The organism is Algibacter lectus (assembly GCF_900112395.1).
Classification (GTDB): Bacteria; Bacteroidota; Bacteroidia; order Flavobacteriales; family Flavobacteriaceae; genus Algibacter; species Algibacter lectus.
On record NZ_FOLN01000001.1, the window covers coordinates 556,014 to 578,811 of the forward strand.

General features: G+C 32.7%; 18 protein-coding genes. 1 reads left to right on the forward strand and 17 read right to left on the reverse strand.

All coding sequences use genetic code 11. From position 1 onward, the window contains the following. Window positions 1-7: 7 nt before the first annotated feature. The 15 genes from BM246_RS01940 to BM246_RS02015 all read right to left on the reverse strand — a co-directional run bounded on the left by BM246_RS01940 (window position 8) and on the right by BM246_RS02015 (window position 17,230). A complete protein-coding gene (locus tag BM246_RS01940) occupies window positions 8-3,175 on the reverse strand; it encodes a SusC/RagA family TonB-linked outer membrane protein (protein WP_231961800.1) in 3,168 nt (1,055 codons plus the stop codon). A gap of 24 nt (window positions 3,176-3,199) precedes the next feature. Next, window positions 3,200-4,807 (reverse strand): glycoside hydrolase family 32 protein, encoded by a 1,608-nt coding sequence (locus tag BM246_RS01945; protein WP_074935759.1) that lies wholly within the window; start codon window positions 4,805-4,807, stop codon window positions 3,200-3,202. A gap of 10 nt (window positions 4,808-4,817) precedes the next feature. Then, window positions 4,818-6,134, reverse strand: a complete 1,317-nt coding sequence (locus tag BM246_RS01950) for a sugar porter family MFS transporter (RefSeq protein ID WP_074935565.1) — start codon at window positions 6,132-6,134, stop codon at window positions 4,818-4,820. 370 nt (window positions 6,135-6,504) lie between these two features. Then, on the reverse strand, window positions 6,505-9,234 hold the full coding sequence (locus BM246_RS01955) for a hybrid sensor histidine kinase/response regulator transcription factor (RefSeq protein WP_074935566.1): 2,730 nt from the start codon (window positions 9,232-9,234) through the stop codon (window positions 6,505-6,507). A 622-nt stretch (window positions 9,235-9,856) separates the two neighbouring features. Continuing rightward, window positions 9,857-10,333, reverse strand: coding sequence for a hypothetical protein (locus BM246_RS01960; RefSeq protein WP_052415424.1), 477 nt, complete (start codon window positions 10,331-10,333; stop codon window positions 9,857-9,859). A gap of 443 nt (window positions 10,334-10,776) precedes the next feature. Beyond that, complete coding sequence (locus BM246_RS01965; protein ID WP_042507082.1) at window positions 10,777-11,151, reverse strand: immunity 22 family protein; 375 nt, start codon at window positions 11,149-11,151, stop codon at window positions 10,777-10,779. Window positions 11,152-11,770: 619 nt separating this feature from the next. After that, a complete protein-coding gene (locus BM246_RS01970; protein WP_074935567.1) occupies window positions 11,771-12,667 on the reverse strand; it encodes a leucine-rich repeat domain-containing protein in 897 nt (298 codons plus the stop codon). A gap of 9 nt (window positions 12,668-12,676) precedes the next feature. Next, a complete protein-coding gene (locus tag BM246_RS01975) occupies window positions 12,677-12,919 on the reverse strand; it encodes a hypothetical protein (protein ID WP_074935568.1) in 243 nt (80 codons plus the stop codon). 61 nt (window positions 12,920-12,980) lie between these two features. Then, window positions 12,981-13,535, reverse strand: a complete 555-nt coding sequence (locus BM246_RS01980) for an REP-associated tyrosine transposase (protein WP_074935569.1) — start codon at window positions 13,533-13,535, stop codon at window positions 12,981-12,983. 277 nt (window positions 13,536-13,812) lie between these two features. Further along, window positions 13,813-14,301, reverse strand: a complete 489-nt coding sequence (locus tag BM246_RS01985) for an SMI1/KNR4 family protein (protein WP_074935570.1) — start codon at window positions 14,299-14,301, stop codon at window positions 13,813-13,815. 50 nt (window positions 14,302-14,351) lie between these two features. Next, a complete protein-coding gene (locus BM246_RS01990) occupies window positions 14,352-14,810 on the reverse strand; it encodes an HNH endonuclease (protein ID WP_074935571.1) in 459 nt (152 codons plus the stop codon). Between the two features lie 105 nt (window positions 14,811-14,915). Further along, entirely contained in the window at window positions 14,916-15,572 is a 657-nt protein-coding gene (locus BM246_RS01995) for a hypothetical protein (protein WP_074935572.1), read from the reverse strand. 6 nt (window positions 15,573-15,578) lie between these two features. Further along, window positions 15,579-16,115, reverse strand: a complete 537-nt coding sequence (locus BM246_RS02000; protein WP_083415680.1) for a hypothetical protein — start codon at window positions 16,113-16,115, stop codon at window positions 15,579-15,581. A 430-nt stretch (window positions 16,116-16,545) separates the two neighbouring features. Next, window positions 16,546-16,926, reverse strand: coding sequence for an immunity 51 family protein (locus tag BM246_RS02010; protein WP_231961801.1), 381 nt, complete (start codon window positions 16,924-16,926; stop codon window positions 16,546-16,548). Next, window positions 16,883-17,230, reverse strand: coding sequence for a hypothetical protein (locus BM246_RS02015; RefSeq protein WP_074935574.1), 348 nt, complete (start codon window positions 17,228-17,230; stop codon window positions 16,883-16,885). Before BM246_RS02015 ends, BM246_RS02010 begins: the two co-directional genes overlap by 44 nt. Before the next feature lie 373 nt (window positions 17,231-17,603). On the opposite strand from BM246_RS02015, the gene BM246_RS20165 reads away from it, so the two are divergent. Further along, window positions 17,604-17,732 (forward strand): hypothetical protein, encoded by a 129-nt coding sequence (locus BM246_RS20165; RefSeq protein ID WP_262481196.1) that lies wholly within the window; start codon window positions 17,604-17,606, stop codon window positions 17,730-17,732. A gap of 230 nt (window positions 17,733-17,962) precedes the next feature. Here BM246_RS20165 and BM246_RS02020 read toward each other — a convergent pair whose 3' ends face one another. After that, on the reverse strand, window positions 17,963-18,424 hold the full coding sequence (locus BM246_RS02020; RefSeq protein ID WP_074935575.1) for a hypothetical protein: 462 nt from the start codon (window positions 18,422-18,424) through the stop codon (window positions 17,963-17,965). Window positions 18,425-18,442: 18 nt separating this feature from the next. Then, window positions 18,443-22,795, reverse strand: a complete 4,353-nt coding sequence (locus BM246_RS02025; RefSeq protein ID WP_074935576.1) for an RHS repeat-associated core domain-containing protein — start codon at window positions 22,793-22,795, stop codon at window positions 18,443-18,445. Window positions 22,796-22,798 lie beyond the last annotated feature (3 nt).

The window sequence follows — 22,798 nt, forward strand, 5'->3', positions numbered from 1 at the left end:
GCATTTTTTAAAAGTTAATATTAAGTCCTAATGAAAGCGTTGTAGGTACTGGAATTCTATTCACATCCGTACGCTCCGGATCGGCACCTATATAATCACTTGGAGTAATCCAAAATAAATTCTCTCCTTGGAAGTAAACTCTGCAGCTAGTCATTCCTCCTAATTTATTTGCTAATTCTTCAGGAAGAGAATATCCAAATTGAAGGTTTCTTAATTTAAAATAAGAGTTGTTTCTAAATAAATAATCAGAAGTTCTTGTATCGTTATTTGCTAATGTTAAAGAAGGAATACTTGAACCTGTATTGGTTGGCGACCATGCATCTAACACACCAAGACCTGCGTTTTCTCTACCTTGCACAAAATTATTCCAGAAAATATAAGGATCTTGACCAATTCTTCCTGCTACACCAGAACCAAATAATGACACGTCGAAATCTTTATATGCCATATCAATTCTAATACCATACTCTAGGTCTGGCAAAGTAGTTCCAAGGAAATCTCTATCCTCTACACCTACGCTTCCATTACCATCTAAATCCTTAAATTTAATTCCTCCTGGTCTTCCTGCTGGAACTTGTGTTGGGCTATTATCTACATCGGCTTGACTTTGAAATAATCCGTCTGATTTATATCCATAAATTGAAAATTGCGAATGACCAATTATAGAATTATCAACTGTTCCAGGGAATGCAGAAACTACTTCTGCTGGTAATTCGGTAATCTCATCTTTAAATGCTCCAAAGTTGGTAGCAACTGTAAATGATAAACCATTATCTAATGTTTTAGAATATCCTAAAGACAATTCCCAACCTTTTACTTGAGTAGTTGCACCGTTTAAAGTTCTTAATTGACCTTCACCTACTGCTGATGCAATTGGTGGTATCGTTAAAATATCTGAAGTTTCTCTTGTGAAATAATCAAAAGACCCAACAACATTATTATTAAATAATGTAAAATCTAAACCAAGGTTAATCTCCTTTGTAGTCTCCCATTTTAAACCAGCATTTGCAGCTTGAATAGAAACAAATCCAGAAGGTAAATTACCTGTATTATTTCCATTTAAATCGTAAGCAGTACCTACATTATAAAAGGTATTAAAAAAGAAATCATCTCCTGTTGCTTGTAATTGATTTGCACCATATCTAGATTCAAATAATCCAAAACGTGCTACATCTCCAATAGTTTGGTTTCCTACTTCTCCATATCCTGCTCTAAACTTTAATGAGTTTACAATTTCATTATCATTCCAAAACTCTTCATTACTAATTCTCCAACCTACTGTTGCAGCTGGAAAAATACCATATCTATTTTCTGCACCAAATCTAGAAGACCCATCACGACGTAAGGTAAAAGATGCTAAATACCTATCCTCATAACCATAATTAATTTTTCCGAACTGAGATAGCAAACGACTTCCTGTAGAAGAACCTGTATTGGTTCTCGCTCCAGTTGCAGCATCTAACTGAAAGAAAGATTCATTTTCAACTGCAAAACCATCTGCTTGAGCTGTAAAGTTTTGAGAATCATCAGATATAGATTCAGTTCCTAATAGAACACCAATTTTATGTTTTTCGTTAAGCTCTAATTGGTAGCTTAATGTATTTGTAAACACTAAACTTGTGAATTTACTATTGCCATGTATTAGCCTATTATTACCTCTTGTAATAAATCCGTTATTAACTTTAGTCTCAATATCTCTTCTGTTAAAATCGCTATAATCTAGACCTAAACTTGTTCTAAAAGTTAAGTTTTCAATGATATCGAATTCACCCCATATATTACCAAAGAAAGTTGTTCTATCGGTATTATCCCAACGGTTTAAATATTGCATTAAAACAGGGTTATTTCTATCTGAATACCCAGAACCTATAGGACCAGCAAAATCGCCATTAGCATCATAAACTGGTAAAGTTGGAGCTAAAGTAATCGCTAAACCTGGTGTTGGCGCACTACCAACATCTGTAGAAGCCAAGGTTTCATCAGACGTGAATATTTGTGTATTAACACCTACTCTTAATCTATTATCAAATAAATGAAAATTAGAATTTAATTTTGCAGAAATTCTTTCATAACCTGTATATTTCAGAATCCCTGTATTTCTTAAATGTCCAATATTAAGTAAGTGAAAAGAATTATCAGTACCACCAGAAACAGATATTTCATTGTTATAAACATAACCCGTTTTATAAGTTTCATCTTGCCAATCTGTATCGCCAGCAGGTACGCTAGTATCACCTCCTACAAATGGTTGTACAGTTACTCCATTTAGAACAGGGTTGTTAAAATCGCCATTCCAGTCAAAGTTGTAAATTTCACCATAACCACTATTTGGGTCTGAGCCATCATTTACCGAAGCTTGCCATAATGCTTGCCCTCTTTGCTGCGCATTAAGCATATCATAACGTTGTTTCTTCTCAGAAAGCACCGAAATATTTGAGTTAATGCTTACTTTAAATTTTTCACCACCAGCAGCTTTTGAACTGTTTTTAGTAGTAACAATAATTACCCCATTACCAGCACGAGCACCATAAAGAGAAGATGCCGAGGCATCCTTTAGCACTTGAACAGACTCTATAGCACTAGGATTAATACTAGAAAACACATCTTGCCTAACTGTTGGAACTCCATCAATAACAAATAAAGGGTTATTATTACCTAGTGTTGTAGCACCACGAATTAAAATATTACTACTAGCTCCTGTAGGATCTCCAGATTTTTCTATAAACACCCCCGGAACTCTACCTTGCAACCCCTGAACAGCACTACCAGAACTCATACTTACACCCTCCGTAGGCCCAAGTTCTACAACGGTAATAGCCCCTGTTACGTCTACCTTTCTTTCTCTTGCATATCCGGTAACAATAATTTCGTCTAGTGAAGCTGCATCTTCTGTAAGCACTACATTAATTACAGAACGCCCGTTAATTTGAATTTCTTGAGTTTTATACCCAACGTAACTAAAAACTAATGTTGCATTTGAATCAATATTGTCCAAAACATAGTTTCCATCAAAATCTGTGGCCGCACCTTGAGTTGTACCACTTACAATTATAGATACACCTGGCATAGGCATACCATCTTCCAGCGAGGTCACAGTACCTGTAACCTGCGCTTGTACCCATAAGCTCATTAAAGCAAATACGGGAGTAAAAAATAGTTGTTTTAATTTCATCATAATTTAATTTAGTTAATACTTGGTTTAGTTAAAGTTTAATTCATGCACTTCAATGTTATCTAGAATAAATTCTTGATTTTTGCTTTCAATACTTAATTTAGTATATGGTGTGTTTGGAAAGAAAATTTCTGTCATTACGGTTTCACCATTATCATAAAATAACTCAATTGAAGTTTTATCTAATAAAATGGTTCCTGATAAATTATCATTAGTAGAAGTTCTTCCTGCCAAAGTAATTTTATTAGCGAATTTTTCAGAAAAGCTAGTATTTCCTGAATTTTTTCGATTTATAAAAAACTCTTTTTTAATGTTATCATAACCAAATAACAATTCCTCTCCATTATGGTTAGAAAGTTTAAATGTGTATTTAGTTTCTTGTAAGTTTGAAATATTAAATTGAATTTCTGTTTTAGCCAAATCAATGGATTCAGCATCTATAATTTTTGTATCATCTTTAATGACAATATTTTCTTTTTTATATTTTCTGCCTCTATAGTTAGCTAGCTCTTTTACAGGGTTTGATATTAATCTATAGCCATTTTCGTTTTTTTGAAGTTGTACTTCTCTAGCTATAGTCATAGCACTTCTCCAATTTTCGGTTGGTACTTTTTGAGCGTAATCCCAATTAGACATCCACCCTAGCATAAGTTTACCACCGTTTTTTCTTGTAGCATTAGACCATGTTACCCCTGCATAATTATCTCTACCAAAATCTATCCAATAGTCATGTTTTTCATTTAGTGCTGTTTCAAATTGTTTGTCCATGGTAAATGTAGTTCCATCAAAATCTCCAATGAAATATTGGGTAGCACTACCTCCATTTGGCCCACCAGGATTAATACTTACAAAAAGCACCCATTTAGATTCATTGGTTCCAATAACAGGTAGTTTAAATAAGTCTGGACATTCCCACACACCACCATGACCACCAATACCTTGTCCAAATTCTGAAAGTAAATTCCAGTCTTTCAAGTTTTTAGATTCGTAAAACATAATTTTATCGCCAGCAGCAAGAGACATTATCCATTTATTTCTGTCATCATCCCAAGTTACTTTTGGGTCTCTAAAATCTTTTATTTTATCGTTATCTATAACCGGATTGTTTTCATATTTAGTAAAGGTTTTGCCTTCGTCATTGCTAAATGCAACACTTTGAGTTTGCTTCCAGTTATCATTTCCCTCTAACTTTTTTGAACTGGTATATATAGCTACAATTGGTATTGCTTTACTTACTTCTCCCAAACCAGAACTGTTGCTAATATCCACCACGGCGCTCCCAGAAAAAATAGTACCTAGTTCATCTGGGTAAATAGCTATGGGCTGTTCCGTCCATGAAATCATATCTGTACTTATTGCGTGCCCCCAATGCATTGGTCCCCAAACATTACTATCTGGGTGGTACTGAAAGTATAAGTGGTAATAACCATTATAATAGAACATGCCGTTAGGATCATTCATCCAAGCTTTTTTTGGAGTAAAATGAAAATTAGGGCGATAAAGATCTTCTTCTGAATAGTTTTCAATGATTAATTCATCAACATTTTGATTGGTTTCACTTTTACCTTTACATCCAATAATGAAGGTTAAAACCAGAAACATTAAAACTAGATTTGCTTTTCTTACTGTTTTCATATTATACATCTTACTTAATTAGTTTTTTACTCAATTCTTCTAAGCTTACTCCTTTGGTTTCCGGCATCATAAAAATTACAAATAGCAACTGGCACCCCATCATAATTGCAAAGAATAGAAAAACCATACCCGCCCCAATTGTAGAGAATAACACAGGAACTAAAGACGGAACTATAGCGGCTAATACCCAATGCACCGAGCTACCAAATGATTGACCAGAGCTTCTTAAATGATTAGGGAAAATTTCAGAAATAAATACCCATATTACTGTGCCTTGACCAATAGCATGTGCCGCTATAAACATGAACAAAAATATGGGCATTGCACTACCTTCCCAACTAAAAAAGAAAGCAGCTGAAACCAAACTTAATGAAATAATATAACCAAAAGAACATATATACATAAGTTGCTTACGTCCTAATCTATCAATTAAATAAATACCCAAAAGTGTAAATAGCAAGTTGGTTACACCTACGCCTATACTACTTAAAAGGGCTGAACTTTCCTCTAAACCTGCCTCTGCCAATATTCTAGGTGCATAATAAAGCAATGCGTTAATTCCTGATAATTGATTAAAAAAGGCTATTAAAAATGCGAGGGTTAATGGGAATCTATATTTCTTTAAAAAAATGTTTTCATTTGGAACAGTATTTTCCATTTCATCCTTAATCTCCATCATCAACTTTTCTGGGTCTTGATCTGGATTAATCATTTTAAGAACATTTACTGCTTCGGCATTTCTTAATTTAGTTAGCAACCACCTTGGGCTTTTAGGAACCGTTAATACAAAAAGTGTATATATAGCCGCAGGAATAGCCTCTACACCTACCATCCATCTCCAAGCGTTTTCTCCTATATTATTTAGCAGGTAGTTAGATAGGAAAGCGACAAGAATACCAAAAACTATATTAAATTGATATAAGCCAACCAATTTGCCGCGGTCTTTAGCGGGAGCTATTTCTGATATGTAGGCTGGGGCTGCAATTGTAGATGCTCCAACACCTAAACCACCTATAAATCTAAAAACAGCAAAAATTATAGGATCGTTAGCTAAGGCAGAACCTATAGCAGATATTGTATATAAAACACCTATCCATACTAAAGTATTTTTACGTCCTAATTTATTTGTAGGAATGCCTCCAAAAAAGGCTCCAATTACAGTTCCCCAAAGTGCCATACCTATTACTACAACACCATGGAACATATCTGAAGACCCCCATAATAATTGTAGTCGCTTTTCTGCGCCCGAGATAACTACTGTATCAAATCCAAAAAGGAAGCCAGCTAAGGCAGCTGTAACAGACCATATTAGTATCTTCTTATTCATGTGGTGGTGTTTAGTTAGTTTTAGTGTTTGCAAGTTACACTGAAAGCCTTTTTTGATGTGTTACATATGTATCAATATATATTGAAATTGTTCAGCTGAACTTAAATACAACATAACCACCTGATTTTAAAAAGATTAAGCCCTATTATTTTTAAATTATAAAAAACTAATCTCTAAAATTGTTACACCATTATTTCAAAATTGATACCTTATTATACGTTATTAACATGCGAATTCAATAAAAAAACCCACCCCAAAATAAGAATACCATTAATAACTACCACTAAAAAAATAGTGTTCGTAAAAAAACACCCCTTATTTTAGCAAAACAAGAATTGGTAACTAAAGAAAACATAAAGTAAAGGCAGGCTTAAGACGCTCTGTATGCTTTAGGTGAATTATCAAACTTGTTCTTAAAACTAGTAGAAAAGTAATTAGGAGAAGAAAAGCCAGTAGCATATGCAATCTCAGAGATTGTTAATTTGGTTTCTTTCAAAAGTGTTTTTGCCTTTTCTAAGCGTATATTTTGAATATAATCGCTAATTGAAACACCTAAAATAGCTTTGGTTTTTCGGTATAGTTGTACTCTGGATATGTTTAGAGCAGTAGCTAAGTTTTCAACCGAAAATTTAGAATTATCTAAATTCTCGTTTATTATTTCATTTATTTTAGATAAAAAATCCTGTTCTATTGAGCCGAAACTATTATCCGTATTTATTTTGTGAATGTTGTTTATAAAATAATAACGAAGTTTTTCCCTATTATAAATCATGGTTTTTATGGATTGCTGAAGAACAGCAAAACTAAACGGCTTGGTTAAATATAAATCTGCGCCCGATTCCAAACCTTTTAAATAAGATTCTTTATTATTTAAAGCAGTTAGCATAATTGTTGGAATATGAGAAGTTCTTAAGTCCTTCTTTAAAATTTCGCATATTTCAAAACCTGTTTTATCTGGTAAATTAATATCGCAAATAATAATGTCGGGCACTATTTCATAAGCTTTTTCAATACCATCAGTTCCATCGGAGACATGTACGTCATATTCGCCAATCAATTTATTTCTTAAATATTTAATTAAATCTGAATTATCTTCAATGATAAGAATAGAGTAATGCTCTTCATCACGAACTACACCAACCTCAACAAACTCGTTTTCTTCAAAATCTGTATTAAAATTTAATACAGAATTATCTATTAAATCGGGTTCGTAAATAATCTCATCAGAACTTAAATGCGCATTTCCTTTGTAAAGTGTTAGGGTAAATTCTGTACCATGTTTGCTTGATACATCTATGGTGCCTTTATGCATTTCCACAAACTCTTTTGATAAATGTAAACCAATACCAGAACTTACTTTATTGTTGTTGGATGCCTGAAAGAAGGCTTGAAAAACATTATCTAGATCTTTTTTAGGTATTCCAATTCCGCTATCCTTAAAATTGATTTTCACAAAATTGCTATCAACTTCATTTAAAATATTAATATGTACACTACCATTATTTGGTGTAAACTTAAAGGCATTGGATAGTAAATTGAAGTAGACTTTATCCATTAAATTTCTATCTATATAAATTTTTAAATTTTCATCGTTGGTGTTAATTAAGAATTCGATATTTCTTTTTTGTGCTTCACGTTCAAAATCTTTAAAAATTCCGGTTGAAAACTCATAAATATTAGTTTCCGAGGCTTTTAATATAAATTTTCGGTCTTCAATTTTTCTAAAATCTAGAAGTTGATTTATTAACCTTAATAATCGTTTAGAGTTATTGTAAATTAAACCAACTTCCCTTAAAAGTTTATTATCCTTAATGGCATTATCTTCACTTAAAGATTCAATTGAAGATAAAATAAGTGTTATTGGTGTTTTAAATTCATGCGATAATCCTGTAAAGAAATTCGTTTTAGCATCGTTACTAACCTTTACTTCTTCGGCAAATTTCTTGATTTGATTACGCTGCGTCGTTATTTTTTTATTTTGAATTTCTAACTCACGCTTTTTCTTTTTAATATTATTTGCTGAATATACACTGTAGATAGCTAAAAGTAAACTTGTAATTAACAATCCTAAAAGCACTTTTAGTATGTTTTTTTGAGTTGAATATGTTTCTTCCTGCTGTGTTATTTTTTCTTGTTGTTCTTCTATTTCATTTTGATGCTTATTAATTTTATCATACTGATTTTTCATAATCTCAGCATTTCTATAATCAATTACCGTGGTGTTTAATATGTTGTTTTTAGAAACGTTTTCTTTTCGTAAAATCTTCATAGCTATTTTTATAGCTTCGTCTCCACCCGTTGGATATAATATAGTTGCAGCTAGTATACCATTTTGCACTAATTGAATTCCATTATTTGCACCATTTAAGCCATCTACACCAATAAACTTAATAGACTCTTCAAGGCCTTTAGATTTTGCAATTTTCCAGGTTCTATACGCAATATCATCATTAAAAGCATACACAAAATTAATAGGTTTAACATGTAGCGAATCTAAAATTTGAGGTACCCTTTGTTCAATATCTTCATCATTAATTCTATACTCAACCTTACTATTGGGTTCATTATATATAATTTCATGAAACCCTAAATGTCTCTCGATAACAGGTGAAGAATTATCACTTCCTCTAATTTCAAGAATTTTGGATGGTTTTTCATTTAAAGAAGCTATATAATTAGCAGCATTACGCCCTACATCGAGATTATTGGCTCCAATGAAAGCTGTAAATTTTTGTGAATTAATTTTTCGATCCATAATAATAACCGGAATCCCTTTATCATAAGCTTTTTCAATTACAGAAACCAATGGTTCTGGTCTTAACGGGGAAACGATTATAACATCAAACTCATTATCTATCATGAATTCAATTTGGGATTTTTGAAGTTCTACATTTTCATTGCCCTGAAAAATTGTTAAATCAATGTCCTCATATAATGAAGCTTCAACTTCCATTTCATGATCCATAGCTTTTCTCCAATCATCCTTACTAATACATTGAGAAAAACCAATTTTGTGCTTTAATGACTCCTCGTTTTTACAACCAGTAATAATCAATAAAGCAAATAGAATAAAATAATTATTTAAATTAATATTTTTCATTTATTTAAAATATAAGCAGGAACTAAGGTATTGTTTATTTAAATAAATGGTTGATTAAAAAAAAATAATTATACATCCAATTATCACTTTTTAGTATTGTAGGAGGTTTTCGATATTTACTGTCTGTTTTAAAACTTATATTATTGTTCTGCCCTAACAACAAACGTATGCTCTAAATAAATTAGTTAATATAAACCCGTTAACTCCATGAAGATATAACTTTTTATAGATTAAGCTAATTTGTCTTTTTTAAGACAAGAAATAACTAACCAAAATCGTGTTTTTACTTCCAACGGAATACTTTAAATCAACATTATTCTTTTAATCTATTCCGTTTTTACAGAAAACTTAAACGATGTATTACTCTGTATCTAACCAATATACTGTTGCAAACGAAACAAAACATGCCGCTGTTGGATTATGAAATTTATACTTTCTACGCATAATTTAAAAATACAAAAAGCTACCTAAATGAATAGATAGCTTTTATTGTTTAAATTTTTTAAGTGAAACTTTATTGGGATGGTACTTGTTACGAACTAGCACTAGTGAGGATTCTAATTACTATGCTCTTTTTCTCAACAGAAAGATTCTCGCGTTAGCGGTGCGATTTTTCTATCAACTAGCTTTCTAATAACATGTTGTCCAATAAGTCATCAAACTCATTCCTTTGCGGTTCTACTTGTAAATAATTTACATTAAATTTTCCTTGTAAATATTTAAGTAATTTAGGTTTAAGATAAAGTTCCTTCTTATCATTAAGTAAAATATCATCTGCAAATTCTTGTCCGATAACTTGTAGCCAAAAAAAGATGGGTACAGGTTTTTCTAATTGATAATTATCTTCAAAATATTCTGCTTTAGAAACCTCCATTTCTGAAAATTTAAATCCTGAAAAATCACTAATTTCTAATCCTTTTTTTAATTTTTCAGTAATAATAAATGCCGGATAACATTCCATTAAATCATCACCAAGCCAATCTTCAAGATCGATATGTAAATTTAAAATTGTCTTAAAGGGAGGTTCAAACTCTTTAAACGTAGTTTTTTCACCAAGACCAGAAATTACTTCGGGTTGTATTTTTATATAGTTTTCCATTTCAATATTTATTATAAAGGCGGATCAAATAAATGACCGAATTTCTTATCCCCCACTCGTGCCACATCTATAATCACAGAACCTGGCGCGCTTTTGTAAAGCGTGACTAATTGTTTTTCTATTTCAAATTACCATAGAGCATGTACTTTAACCGAAGGGGTTTAAAATAGATTGGTCGAATAAATAAATCTACCCAATCAATTATTGTTATTGTCACAAATGTTGGAACAGTACTATCTATAACTTTATATCTCTAAGACATTGTTTAAATATAATAAATTGCATTGCAAATACTAAAAAAAAACAGACACACTTCACAGAAGTGCGCCAGAGTTACGGATATGCCGCGCGAGGGGTTTTTACTGTTGGTGTTTTTGTGTATTTATATTTATCGCAATAAAAAAACCACCGCAGTTGCAATGTCTTATATTTTTATTAAATCTTTATTCCCAATCAAAAGTTCCTATATATTTTAAACCTTCAAATTCTTTAGCTAAAGAATCGCCATCTAACCATTCATCTCCATAATATAACATTGCATTAGGATTAGTTAGCTTATTATTTTTGCAATATTTTAATACATCTTTTGTTAATTGATCACTAGGGAGTCCATCTAGTAGTTTTTGTAAATCATTTTCAATATAAACATGCCCAATGAAATCATTATCATAAGAGTTTTTATTCAAATATTTGCAAAACCCACAACGTTCGAAGTCTTCTCCTTCTTGGCTATTATAAAAGGAGGTTAGATCGAATAGTTGGTGAAATTCTTCTTCTGTACCACTAAATATACCTACCCATAAATGTAATTCATCCATAATTATTCAAAAAATTAATGTGTTTTCTTTAAGTGCTTATTGTGCATTTGTGTTACTATTGTTTTTGCTTGTTTTTTTGTTTTTGCTGCTTTTAATCTGGCAATTAATCTTTTATGGAAATTAGCAGAAGCTTCGGAATTATTTACCCACTCGTGCCACATCTATAATCGCAGAACCTGGCGCGCTTTTGTAAAGCGTGACTAATTGTTTTCCTATTTCAAATTACCATAGAACATGTACTTTAACCGAAGGGATTTAAAATAGATTGGTCGAATAAATAAATCTACCCAATCAATTATTGTTATTGTCACAAATGTTGGAACTGTACTATCTATAACTTTATATCTCTGAGACAGTGTTTAAAGATAATAAATTGCATTGCAAATGCTAAAGAAAATTAGACACACTTCACAGAAGTGCGCCAGAGTTACGGATATGGCGCGCGAGGGGAGCGCCAGGGTTGCGGATATGTCGCGCAAGTGGGACAAAAAAGAGCGGAAACGCCCGAAAACAAAGGAGTTGAAGCAATAAGCGTAATTGTTAATAACTTTTGGTTTTGGAGCTTAAAACGAAGTTTTTAAACAGAAAAAACCACAACTTCTAATTGTGGTTTCTTATTTTATTTATTTCTCCCTCTTTGTGCTCCTGTGAGTTCAATAATTTCTTCAATAGTATGAGTATAATGTTTTTTATTTGGGTAAAAGTTAATCTGTTTTAAACTTTTAGACTCTAATAAAGGCTTCATATTTCCGTCTTTACAAAACCAAAAATTTATCTTCTCTAAATTTGGCATTGTTGACACAAATTCTAAAGAATCAAGACTATCTATAAATAATTCTTTAATACTTGTATTGCCTTTTAAAAATGAAAAATCGGTAAGTAATTTGCACTTTTCTATATGTAATTTTTCTAAACTTGGTAAAACTGCTAATGCTTTAGCATCTGTAAGTTTTGAATTATAGGCAACATCAATTCTTGTTACTCTTTTTAGGTTTTCAATACCTTTTAAAGTAGTAAAATTACCTCTTGTTAAACGTAACATTTCTAATGCTGTAAGTTCTGATAAAATCTCACAATTTGGAACGTTTAAAGAGAATATTAAAAGGTCTTTTAATTCCTTTAATGTCCCTAAATTGGCTACCCCTTTGTTATATTTAAAGTATAAGGTTTCTAATTTTTTGAAATTAGAAAAATCAAGTTTGACGCTTGGATGCTCAAAACTCAAAGAGTTTAAATCTTTAAATGCATAGAATCCTAATATTCCTTCAGAATTTAATCCAATATGATCAGATAGCCCCAATCTTCTAATAGAAGAAACTTGTTTGAGTGAAGATACATCTAATTTGAAACTATATAATTGTTTACTACTTGTAAAACCATAAATATCATAGGCATTTAATGGTGATATTTTTATACTTTCTAATTTATTTTTATTTGCGTATTCAATGCCTTTTGAAATAAATTTAGGGTCAACAAGTAAATAGTCTGTAATTTCATTATACTTAAATTTAATCATAACATTTTATTAATTACATCCCTTAAATTTTTTGTTTAAATCAGCAGCGTGTTTGTCAACTTCCGCTTTCATTTTGGCATCAGCATTCTCATATAATTTTTTCCCTGGAGAATTAATTTTATTTTTAAAATCAGCAGAAGCCTTTGCATCATAATAATCATCTGACATCAATTTATGCTCAACCATTAAGCCCATTTGGTTTGCTTGTAATTTAGTTCTAACTCCGTCATTAAAACCCCACTCGTGCCACATCTATAATCGCAGAACCTGGCGCGCTTTTGTAAAGCGTGACTAATTGTTTTCCTATTTCAAATTACCATAGAGCATGTACTTTAACCGAAGGGGTTTCTAGATTGTCCCCTTCATAGACTGCATAGCTACTATTTTTCCAATCTCTTTCATGATAAACTAATTCTGAAGCCACAGGATTATAATGTATATAATTTATACGTTGCTCTATTTTTTTGCTAGTATCTAAAATTACGGGATGATACCCATCTTTCCAAACCTTATAACTAACACCTTTCTTTACACGCTTTGCTGCATAATTAAATTTAGCTAAAAGCCATTCCCTTCTACTTTCAGGAAGTTCTTTTATCGCTTTTATAAATTCCTTAGAGGTGTGTTTTTTAAAATCGCGAATAATGTCCTGCAACTCATTTTCTTGAGAACTAATAATAAGATGTATATGACTACTCATATATACGTATGCATGTACCGCTAATCCTTTGTTTGAAATACAATAATTTAGAGAATCATCTAATATTTTAAAATAGGTTGGTCGAATAAATAAATCTACCCAATCAATTATTGTTATTGTCACAAATGTTGGAACGGTACTATCTATAACTTTATATCTTTGAGACATTGTTTAAATATAATAAATTGCATTGCAAATGCTAAAGAAAATTAGACACACTTCACAGAAGTGCGCCAGAGTTATGGATATGGTGCGCGAGAGGGTATCTTTCCGACCACTTTCTACGCATGAATTAAAAATACAAAAGCTACCTATATGAATAGATAGCTTTTATTGTTTGTGTTGAACTTACTATTTTTGCACTCGTTACAAATGACCACTTGTGGGAGAATATATTTTATTAAAAATCATCAGAGAACCATTCTTCTTCTAAATCGTCTTCAATTTAAGAATTAGGGTTTAAATGTAAAGATTTAAAAAAGTCGAGTAAAGAATTCGCAACCAAATATAATCCTTCATTCTCTAAAGACTCATGGTACCAATAATATATTTTTTGATCAATTTGATTAATACATAATTGATCACCAGGTAAGCCTTCAGCAAATACAAAATAATTTTCGGGGATCTGATCAAGAAAAATTTTTCTGTTTTTTTGAAGAGAATTTTCACCTTTTCCCCAACCATAAATAATTCCAATAGGACATAGATTATCATCTCCGGTTATTGGTAACTTATCTAAACTCTTAAAAACTATGTCTTCATTAAATTGATTATAGCCATATTCGTTAGATAAATATATATATTCATCCGATAGTTTTAAATTATTTGATATTATATATTTCTTGTAATCAAAATTATTATCCTTTTTCTTTTTTAAAGCCTTAGTTAATTCCGTTTGACCTAACTTAAATATTATTTTTCTAATATGTTCCATTATAAAGTTCCGTTTCTTAGATTTGCAGCACCACCTGAATGTGGAATGTTTTAATGTAACGCTATTGGTATTAATTCTATAGTTTTTCCGTCTTGATGATGATGAGGTGTTAATCCTTTATCTTTAAGATATTTTTTTGCTTGAGTTTTGTTCTTTAACCCCTTTTGTTTGGCAACTCTTTGATATACTTTGTCAAAATCTTTGGGTGTTCCATCTAAATTCTTAAATTTCATTTTACCTTTTGACCATTTACTAAAATCAGGATACCCATTCTTAAAAGGTATTCCTTCTCCTTTAGTAATTTTATTAACCGCTTTTTTAGTAGACTTCCAAACACCTTCTCCAGCTTCTCCTATCCATTTACCTTTAGTTCTAGGTAACCTTTTAGCTACTTGCTTAATTGCTTCTGATACGCAAGCAGCATTATGCACCAACCACTCGCAAGCACCAACAAAATAGGTATGCCAATCTGCTACCTCAAAGTTATATACTTTTTTGTTAGAGTACAAGAAATTTGTGGCTTCTATGCGTTGCCCATTTGTTCCTGATTTTAATAATAAAAAAGACTATACGTTAGCATAGTCTTTTGTTAATTTTAAAATATAATTTGAAGATTAATTATCTTCAATTAAATTACCATCTTTATCTTTATAATAGCGGTTACCATCTTTATAAACATATGTTCTTACATTATCTTTTAAAATAGGAATGTCTCTCTCTAATCGTATAATACCTTCATATTTTCCAAATTCAGGATATGGCTCATAAAGTAAAGATGTATCCATGGGTTCTTTACTTTCAAAATCTGAAAATTTTTGATTTTTATCATCATATTTTCTAGCTGATGCATTTCCTTTATTGTTGAATACAAAATGAATACGGTAATTTGCTTTATCATTATCTTCTTTGTCGAAGTCATAATACCATATTTCACTTAAAAAAAGTTCTTCTTTAGGTTTTACTTCTGTAAAAATATATTTAAGATAATTTCTTCCACCCGGATCTATAAAGTTGACACCTACATGTTTGTTTTTATGATTTATGGTAATGTAGACACTAGGAAAACTATCTGATTCAGTTTCGAAAATAGAAAACTCATATAATAAACCTTTCTCATAATTGTGACGTGCTACATCTTGACAATTAATTTTTTTATCCAAAAAATCTTGTTTGAATTTAGTTTTATTAACGATGTCTAACCTTGTTAAAGTTGCTCTTTCTGGCTGTAACCTCTTAGCTGAAGCCCAATAAGATTGATATTTTATAATCATGTTTTTTTAAAATGGATTTAATATATTCCCAGCTGTATCTCTGATTTTGACCATGTTATCAGTTGCGTGCTCTAAAACTTCACTCGCTATTTTTTTAGTTTGCTTAGGTACTTCTAAAATCATATCACCTGCTAATTCTTTACCTCCTTGCTCAATAGCGTCTGCATTTCTTGTTGTTTCTTTTATTAATTCACCAGGTGGGTATTTAGTCACTAACTCATCTATATATCCTTTTGCTGTATCAACAGATACCTTTCCTAATTGTGTGAATTTTCTTGATACAATTTCTAGACCTGGTACATAACTATCTAATCTTTTTCCTGAAGCAAGCACTACTTCATTAAATCCACCAAGTCTTTTGTAAAATCCTTCTCTGATAAAATTAAAATAATTCCCTTTCCACATTCGACCTATCCATGGTGGTAAATGCTTTATCTTACTTAAACAAGGTCGAGCATTATGCACCAACCACTCCCAAGCACCAACAAAATAAGTATGCCAATCTGCTACCTCAAAGTTATAGACTTTCTTTTTTGTATACAAGAAATTTGTGGCTTCTATGCGTTGCCATTTTCCATTTTTGGTTTTTACTCCACTCGTGCCACATCTATAATCGCAGAACCTGGCGCGCTTTTGTAAAGCGAGACTAATTGTTTTCCTATTTCAAATTACCATAGAGCATGTACTTTAACCGAAGGGTTTTAAAATAGGTTGGTCGAATAAATAAATCTACCCAATCAATTATTGTTATTGTCACAAATGTTGGAACAGTACTATCTATAACTTTATATCTCTGAGACATTGTTTAAAGATAATAAATTGCATTGCAAATGCTAAAGAAAATTAGACACACTTCACAGAAGTGCGCCAGAGTTACGGATATGCCGCGCTAGGGGAACGGCACTCGTTACAAACGAGCACTAGCGAGGATAAAAAAACCACAATATTTAAAAATATGTGGCTTTTTATAATATTAATCCAATTCTGCTCTTGAAAATAAATCCAATATAAGTTTATCATTTTCGCAGGCTTGCTTAAATGATATTACAAATTCTTTTAGAGTATCTACATCAGAAGAATAAGCGCAAAACATACTGCTTTCTGGGTCAAATTTGACGACTTTTTTAAATTTTGGTTCTTTTTCTATTATAAAGACTTTTGCCAAAGAAGCCCAATCATATCCGTTTCCTTCAAATCCTTCGTCTTCTCTTGTTTGAAAAACATTGGTTTTGTAGCTACCAACTTCTAAGCAAACAGAAAAGCTGTTTGGGTGTTCTACCCAAAAAAAGGGTTTTATTATTTCTTCAAAATTAGTGTCCATATTGTTCCAACTCTGCAAATAATTCGTCTGCATTTTGTTTTATTCCCTCTCGGTATTTTACAGGTATTTTACTATTACAACGTTCGTACCAAGCATAAAATGTAGTTTTCCACTCTTCAACTTTGTCTTTTTTTATTAAAAGATTGGCACTCACAGTGTATTTTTCAGCTGTTATGATTAGCATATCAATAATTGCTAGGGTTGGTTGTGCTGGATTTTCACTTTTTTTTAACCATTCGTTAAATTCGTCCATTGTAGAAATTGAAAACTTTATATAGTCAGCTCCTATGGCTTCTGCTAATTCATTCCCTTCTGGTTCACTACTAAATACTCTCATAAAATTATAATATTATCCGCAAGTTACTTTTCTTGGTTTTTTTAGTCTTTTGTCTTCTAAATCCTTTAAAGGATTCAATGATTTCGTTTTACCGTCAATAGTCCCACTCGTGCCACATCTATAATCCCAGAACCTGGCGCGCTTTTGTAAAGCGTGACTAATTGTTTTCCTATTTCAAATTACCATAGAGCATGTACTTTAACCGAAGGGGTTTAAAATAGGTTGGTCGAATAAATAAATCTACCCAATTAATTATTGTTATCGTCACAAATGTTGGAACAGTACTATCTATAACTTTATATCTCTGAGACAGTGTTTAAAGATAATAAATTGCATTGCAAATGCTAAAGAAAATTAGACACACTTCACTGAAGTGCGCCAGAGTTACGGATATGGCGCGCGAGGGGAAGCTGTTGAACAAATGAATGATGATGATAAATCGGTAGTGTCTAAACTTATTGATGCCTTTATTACGAAACGTAAAATTCAAGCTATTTTGTAAATACAATGTTTATCTCTAAAAAAAGTAGAGCATAAAAACAAATAGCATATTAAACCTAAACAAGCCTTTGCACAATAAAAAAACCACAACTTTCGCTGTGGCTTTTTCTTTTTATTGCTTACTCTTTTTCGGCACGGAAAATATTTCGCGGGTAAATGTAATTATCTTACCTGTTTGTTTACTAATAACAGCTGTTAATCACTATGAAATTGTTCAATAGCTCTGTCGGTTTAATTTAGTTTACTATAAATTCCTTTTAATTCTTTAGTGTATTTTTTTGCTTGTGGAATTCTACATTCTTTTATGTATGTTTCCAAATCCTCCGAATTTTCTTTTAAGAGAAAATATTCTATTGCATATAAAAGTATAAAGCTCTTTGCGTAACCTAGTATTTCTTCATTGTCATTTTCTTCTTCTTCTGGCTCTTCTCCTTTAGGATAATCTTCCTTAAATTTTACATTTTCATATTTTTTAATTTTTGAGAATACATATGCTGTAAACCGCTCTTTGTCATTAATTAATATATCAAGTATATCAGATGATGTAACTTTCGCTTTGCTCATTTTGTCTGCATCACGATTAGCTACATTATCTCTATATTTATCTAATATTTTTAAGACCACTTTGTCTTCAATAAAACTTATATAATTAGTATAAATTTCTGATTCTATTACCTTTATGGATTCTTGCATTTCTTAATTTATTAATAATTACCAAACATCTACTCCTTTTATAACTTCATCCAAATCAGAACCTACATGTCTAAATGGATCAACTGCTTCATGTTCCCAAGGATTAAGAGCATCTAAATTAGAAGAATTATGAACTCCATCACCTCCAACTCTTTGTGGAATATCTCTGTGATGTAATTCCATAGAATAATCTCTAGTTTTGGTTTCTCCTGTTCTTCTATTGGTAACTTCTACGGTCATTCTTGGAGCTTTACCTTCTTTCATTCTTTTTAAATTATTTGGAGAATAACCACTAGCGTTATTTGCAGCTTCATTTTTCCAAAATTTCTTTCTTGCAGTTCCCCAACATTCTAAACCAAAAGGGTCGTATTGTGAGTTTACATCACTTACATAGCTATACATATTCGGCATTCCGCCAGCCAACCCAATCGGGTCTTGACTTATGTAAGTGCCACTATCGGGCGAATAGTATCTAAACCTGTTATAATACAACCCAGTTTCCACATCCTCATACTGTCCCTGATATCTAAAAGGTATGAACGTTTTACTACCTCCAATATTACGGATATTTCCGTAAATATCCAACTCACATTCCCAAACATTCTCACCTTTTTCATTAAAGGCTTGAACGGGGGTCCCCAAATAATCGCAAACTATGGAGTATGTTTTATCGCCTACTATTTTAGCTTGTGGCACAAAACTATTGTTTTCAAATACCCAAGTGGTTAAAGCTGTACTATCTTGAGATTTATCACTTTCGCTAGATATTGCTGTCGGAGTTGGTTCTTTTTCTTCCGCATCAATATCCCCATTTTCGTTAACAAACAATCTGGGGCGGTCTTCCAAGCTGTATTGCCATTCGTGCAGTGGTAAATTACCATCCCAAATAAAGCGGGTAATGATTCCGTTGCGCTTTACTCTTGGTGCTGTTACTATTTTGGCTGTACGCCTACCCAAGGCATCATATTCAAACGCTATATGTTCTCCATTTGGTTTTGTAACTGCTTTTAGCATGCCATTACCAAACCATTGGTAGTTCCATTCGCCTATATCTTTTGGGTTTTCTGCTTTAGATACAAATTTGAGTATTAAATTGCCCTCATCATCATATTTATAGGTCGCGTTTTCATCTTTCAATAATTCCCCACCATTACCATATTCTCTATCGTTTTGGCTTGGGCTTTTAAACATATTCCCAACGGCATCGGGCATTTTGTATATGGTATCTAAACCATTTTTATAACCTGCCGAGGCTAAATTCCCTACATCATCATAACTAAACCTTACCGTACTGTTTGTTAGGTTATTTACCATACTTAGCAATCTATCGGCACGTCCCCATTGGTAACGTACGTTACGGGCTTCTACATTTTTATTTTGTACAAGGTGTTTTTCTACACGCCCCAATTGGTCTCTTTGGGTGATTATCGTAACATCCCCACTAACCATACGCCGTATTTCTAACCCTAAAGCATCTCTTTTATACTGGGCTTGCCATCCGTTGGCTTCAGTACGCGCTACATTTCCATCCTTTGTAAATTCTTGAATAATATTAGCGCCTAAAGAACTTGTAATACTGGTGCGTTGTCCCAAACGGTTATACGTACTCTTTACAAGGTGTCCGTTTTGGTCTTCGCTTATTAAATTTCCGTTTTTGTATTCAAATTTTACGGTGTTAAAGGCATTGGTAGCCTCTTTAATACTGCCATTGCTGTTGTATGTAAAATACTCGCCTGTACCATCATAATGATTCGCAGTTAAAATATTACCTGTGCCACTGTACATGTACTTTGTCCAGCGTTCTTGTGGGCGCAATACTTTGGTTACTCGCCCTACAGCATCACGAACATAACGACGGCATAAGCCATCGAATCCCCACTCACCAATAATTTGCCCCAAAGGATCTAACGTAAAGCGGTAAGCGTTATTGTTTTCATTAACTATAGTGGTTAACTGCTCTTCAGTATTATACTTAAAGGTTATGGTTTTCCCGTTTTCGGTACGGGTTTTTAAATTCCCTAAACCCCAATAGGTAAAGGCAACTTCTCGCAAGGAATCTTTAGCTAAAACTACGTTGCCCGCCTTATCATAATTAAAAATATGTTTATTACCGTCTGGTTCACGCAGGCCTACCACATTACCCATAACATCGTATTTATAGGTGGTAGTAGCTCCATTGGGTTGCGTGTTGTTTAATAAATTTCCTAATTTATCGTAAACCCAGCGTATGCTTCGGCCATCGTTTAAGGTTGCTTTTACTAATTCACTGCGTTCGTTCCAGAAAAAGGTGGTGCGGTTGTCTGCACTATCCGTCATGGCGAGTAACTGGTTGTTGGTATCGTACTCATATTTTAATTGCGTACCGTCTGGAAAACTTCGAGCAATTAATTTATTATCGATATCATATTTCCATGACATACTACCATCTGGTCCCGTATAGCCAATTAAACGTTGCATACTATCGTACTCGAATGCCGTTTTATTTTTATCGGCATCTTCAATAGACGTTGTATTACCAAACAAATCGTAGGTGTACTTAGTGGTGTTACCTAACGGATCTGTTAGCATTTCTAGATACTGTAAGTCATTATATTTTTGGTAGGTTTCGCCACCTTTAGCATCTGTAATTCGATATATTAAATTATTGCTATCGTAATAATACGTTGTGGTATGCCCCAACGAGTTGGTTACTATGGTTTTGCCTTTTTCATATTGAGTCCAATATTCTAAAATACCTTCATCTCCCCAAGTGTGTACACATTTAGCATCATCCCCTTTACCTTCGTATTCCCAATAAAATGACAAACCACTTTGGTTGGTTAATTTCACCAATAAATGCCCCTCGTAATAAAAGTGCTTACTTACATTATTAGCCTCTGTTACCTGTACTAAGTTATCATCATTATCTACTTTATAACGAATAAAATTTATGCGGGTATCGTCTATGATACTATAAATAGCTGTAATACGTCTATTTTCGTGCGTAACCTGTAAAACTCTACCTGTACTGTCAATTATTTTATTGAGTAACCCATGGCGATATTCAAAACGAATTTCATTCCCTAAATCGTTAGTAATAGCTTGTATTGGAAAAAAATCGTCCTCGTTGCTATTGGTTGTAAAACGATAAGTTAGCCCGTCTTCTCCTTTATAAGCGACGCCTATACTATCTTTAAACCACGTAATTTTTTCTTGGCGGTTATAGTACATATCTCCGCTAGACAGTTTTGGCAAATTAACTTGTCTACCATCTGGAAATTGCAAACAAATAGCGCCTTCTCCCATATCCCAATATCCAATATTGTAGCTATGTTGCCAATTACTTCCAATTGGTGATTCAATTTCTGCATCACTAAAATAATGCCGTGTCCACTCCAAAGGTATTGGTCCTGGTAAACTAAAATCTAAATTTTCTGAAATAACGCGCCCCGAAACAGCATCTACAGGTTCTCCAAAGTGCTTACATTTAAAATCTTGTAATCGTTGTGCTGCCTTTGGATTCTTAGGCATTAAATTATCAATTTTTTTCTGAAGCTTATTACCAACTTTCTGCCAGCCTTTTTTGGTTCCTTTTAAAATACTTCCACCCGTTTTTTTAGCGAGTTTACCAAGACCTTTTAAACCTAGAGACATGGCAAGTGCTAATAAATCTATAGTTGGCGGGCCACCAACTAACACTGGTTTTCCAGCAGGTATTACGTTTAATAGCACCGATGTTGGTGCCATTAAAGACATTTTTGGTTTGGTTTTCCCTAACCTAAAAGGCGCAGGAATACCAATTAAATTACAAGATAAAGCAGGTAGGAATTGCCCTGAAAACGGTGCACCATCTGCTAAAACCGTAGAACTCCCCATAAACATCTCTGACGATGCCATAGGACTTACTGATGGTAATGCATGCAATATAATACCTGGTAAATGTTGAAGGCTTACCCCAGCGTTAGCAATAAATTTATTATTTACCATAACACTTGGTGCCATGGCTTTTACAATGGCTACAGCTACACTACTTACCGTTAAAGGTTGTGGTTCTGGCTCACTACCATCTTCTGGTGGCTCTGGCACCGGAGGTGTTGGTATTACAGAACTTATGGCGGCAAAAATGGCACCCATAATATCAAAAACCATCCCTACGTGTGGCACAGCCATTAATGGCGACGGCGGAAACATAGTAGGGTGTACATCAATACCAAGAGCAATATCTTGATACTTTCCTGCCGGTTGCCCGGGAATTGAAGGCATTATAGAAGCTGCAAGATCAGACTGAAAGGCATCTAGCTTTTCTTTTTTTTCTGATAAAAAAGACATGAATCCAGAAGACTCATTATCACTATCACTATTAGAAACAACTTTATTTACAATTTTTGCCATTTA

What these genes read in the sequence shown, in the direction of transcription:
- BM246_RS01960 (WP_052415424.1), bottom strand. Translation starts at nt 10,333, where the DNA reads ATGGAAAACTATATAAAAATACAACCCGAAGTAATTTCTGGTCTTGGT.
- BM246_RS01980 (WP_074935569.1), bottom strand. Translation starts at nt 13,535, where the DNA reads ATGTCTCAAAGATATAAAGTTATAGATAGTACCGTTCCAACATTTGTG.
- BM246_RS01940 (WP_231961800.1), bottom strand. Translation starts at nt 3,175, where the DNA reads ATGATGAAATTAAAACAACTATTTTTTACTCCCGTATTTGCTTTAATG.
- BM246_RS01950 (WP_074935565.1), bottom strand. Translation starts at nt 6,134, where the DNA reads ATGAATAAGAAGATACTAATATGGTCTGTTACAGCTGCCTTAGCTGGC.
- BM246_RS01955 (WP_074935566.1), bottom strand. Translation starts at nt 9,234, where the DNA reads ATGAAAAATATTAATTTAAATAATTATTTTATTCTATTTGCTTTATTG.
- BM246_RS01970 (WP_074935567.1), bottom strand. Translation starts at nt 12,667, where the DNA reads ATGATTAAATTTAAGTATAATGAAATTACAGACTATTTACTTGTTGAC.
- BM246_RS01985 (WP_074935570.1), bottom strand. Translation starts at nt 14,301, where the DNA reads ATGGAACATATTAGAAAAATAATATTTAAGTTAGGTCAAACGGAATTA.
- BM246_RS02020 (WP_074935575.1), bottom strand. Translation starts at nt 18,424, where the DNA reads ATGCAAGAATCCATAAAGGTAATAGAATCAGAAATTTATACTAATTAT.
- BM246_RS02010 (WP_231961801.1), bottom strand. Translation starts at nt 16,926, where the DNA reads ATGCAGACGAATTATTTGCAGAGTTGGAACAATATGGACACTAATTTT.
- BM246_RS01995 (WP_074935572.1), bottom strand. Translation starts at nt 15,572, where the DNA reads ATGATTATAAAATATCAATCTTATTGGGCTTCAGCTAAGAGGTTACAG.
- BM246_RS01965 (WP_042507082.1), bottom strand. Translation starts at nt 11,151, where the DNA reads ATGGATGAATTACATTTATGGGTAGGTATATTTAGTGGTACAGAAGAA.
- BM246_RS01975 (WP_074935568.1), bottom strand. Translation starts at nt 12,919, where the DNA reads ATGTGGCACGAGTGGGGTTTTAATGACGGAGTTAGAACTAAATTACAA.
- BM246_RS02025 (WP_074935576.1), bottom strand. Translation starts at nt 22,795, where the DNA reads ATGGCAAAAATTGTAAATAAAGTTGTTTCTAATAGTGATAGTGATAAT.
- BM246_RS01945 (WP_074935759.1), bottom strand. Translation starts at nt 4,807, where the DNA reads ATGAAAACAGTAAGAAAAGCAAATCTAGTTTTAATGTTTCTGGTTTTA.
- BM246_RS02015 (WP_074935574.1), bottom strand. Translation starts at nt 17,230, where the DNA reads ATGAGAGTATTTAGTAGTGAACCAGAAGGGAATGAATTAGCAGAAGCC.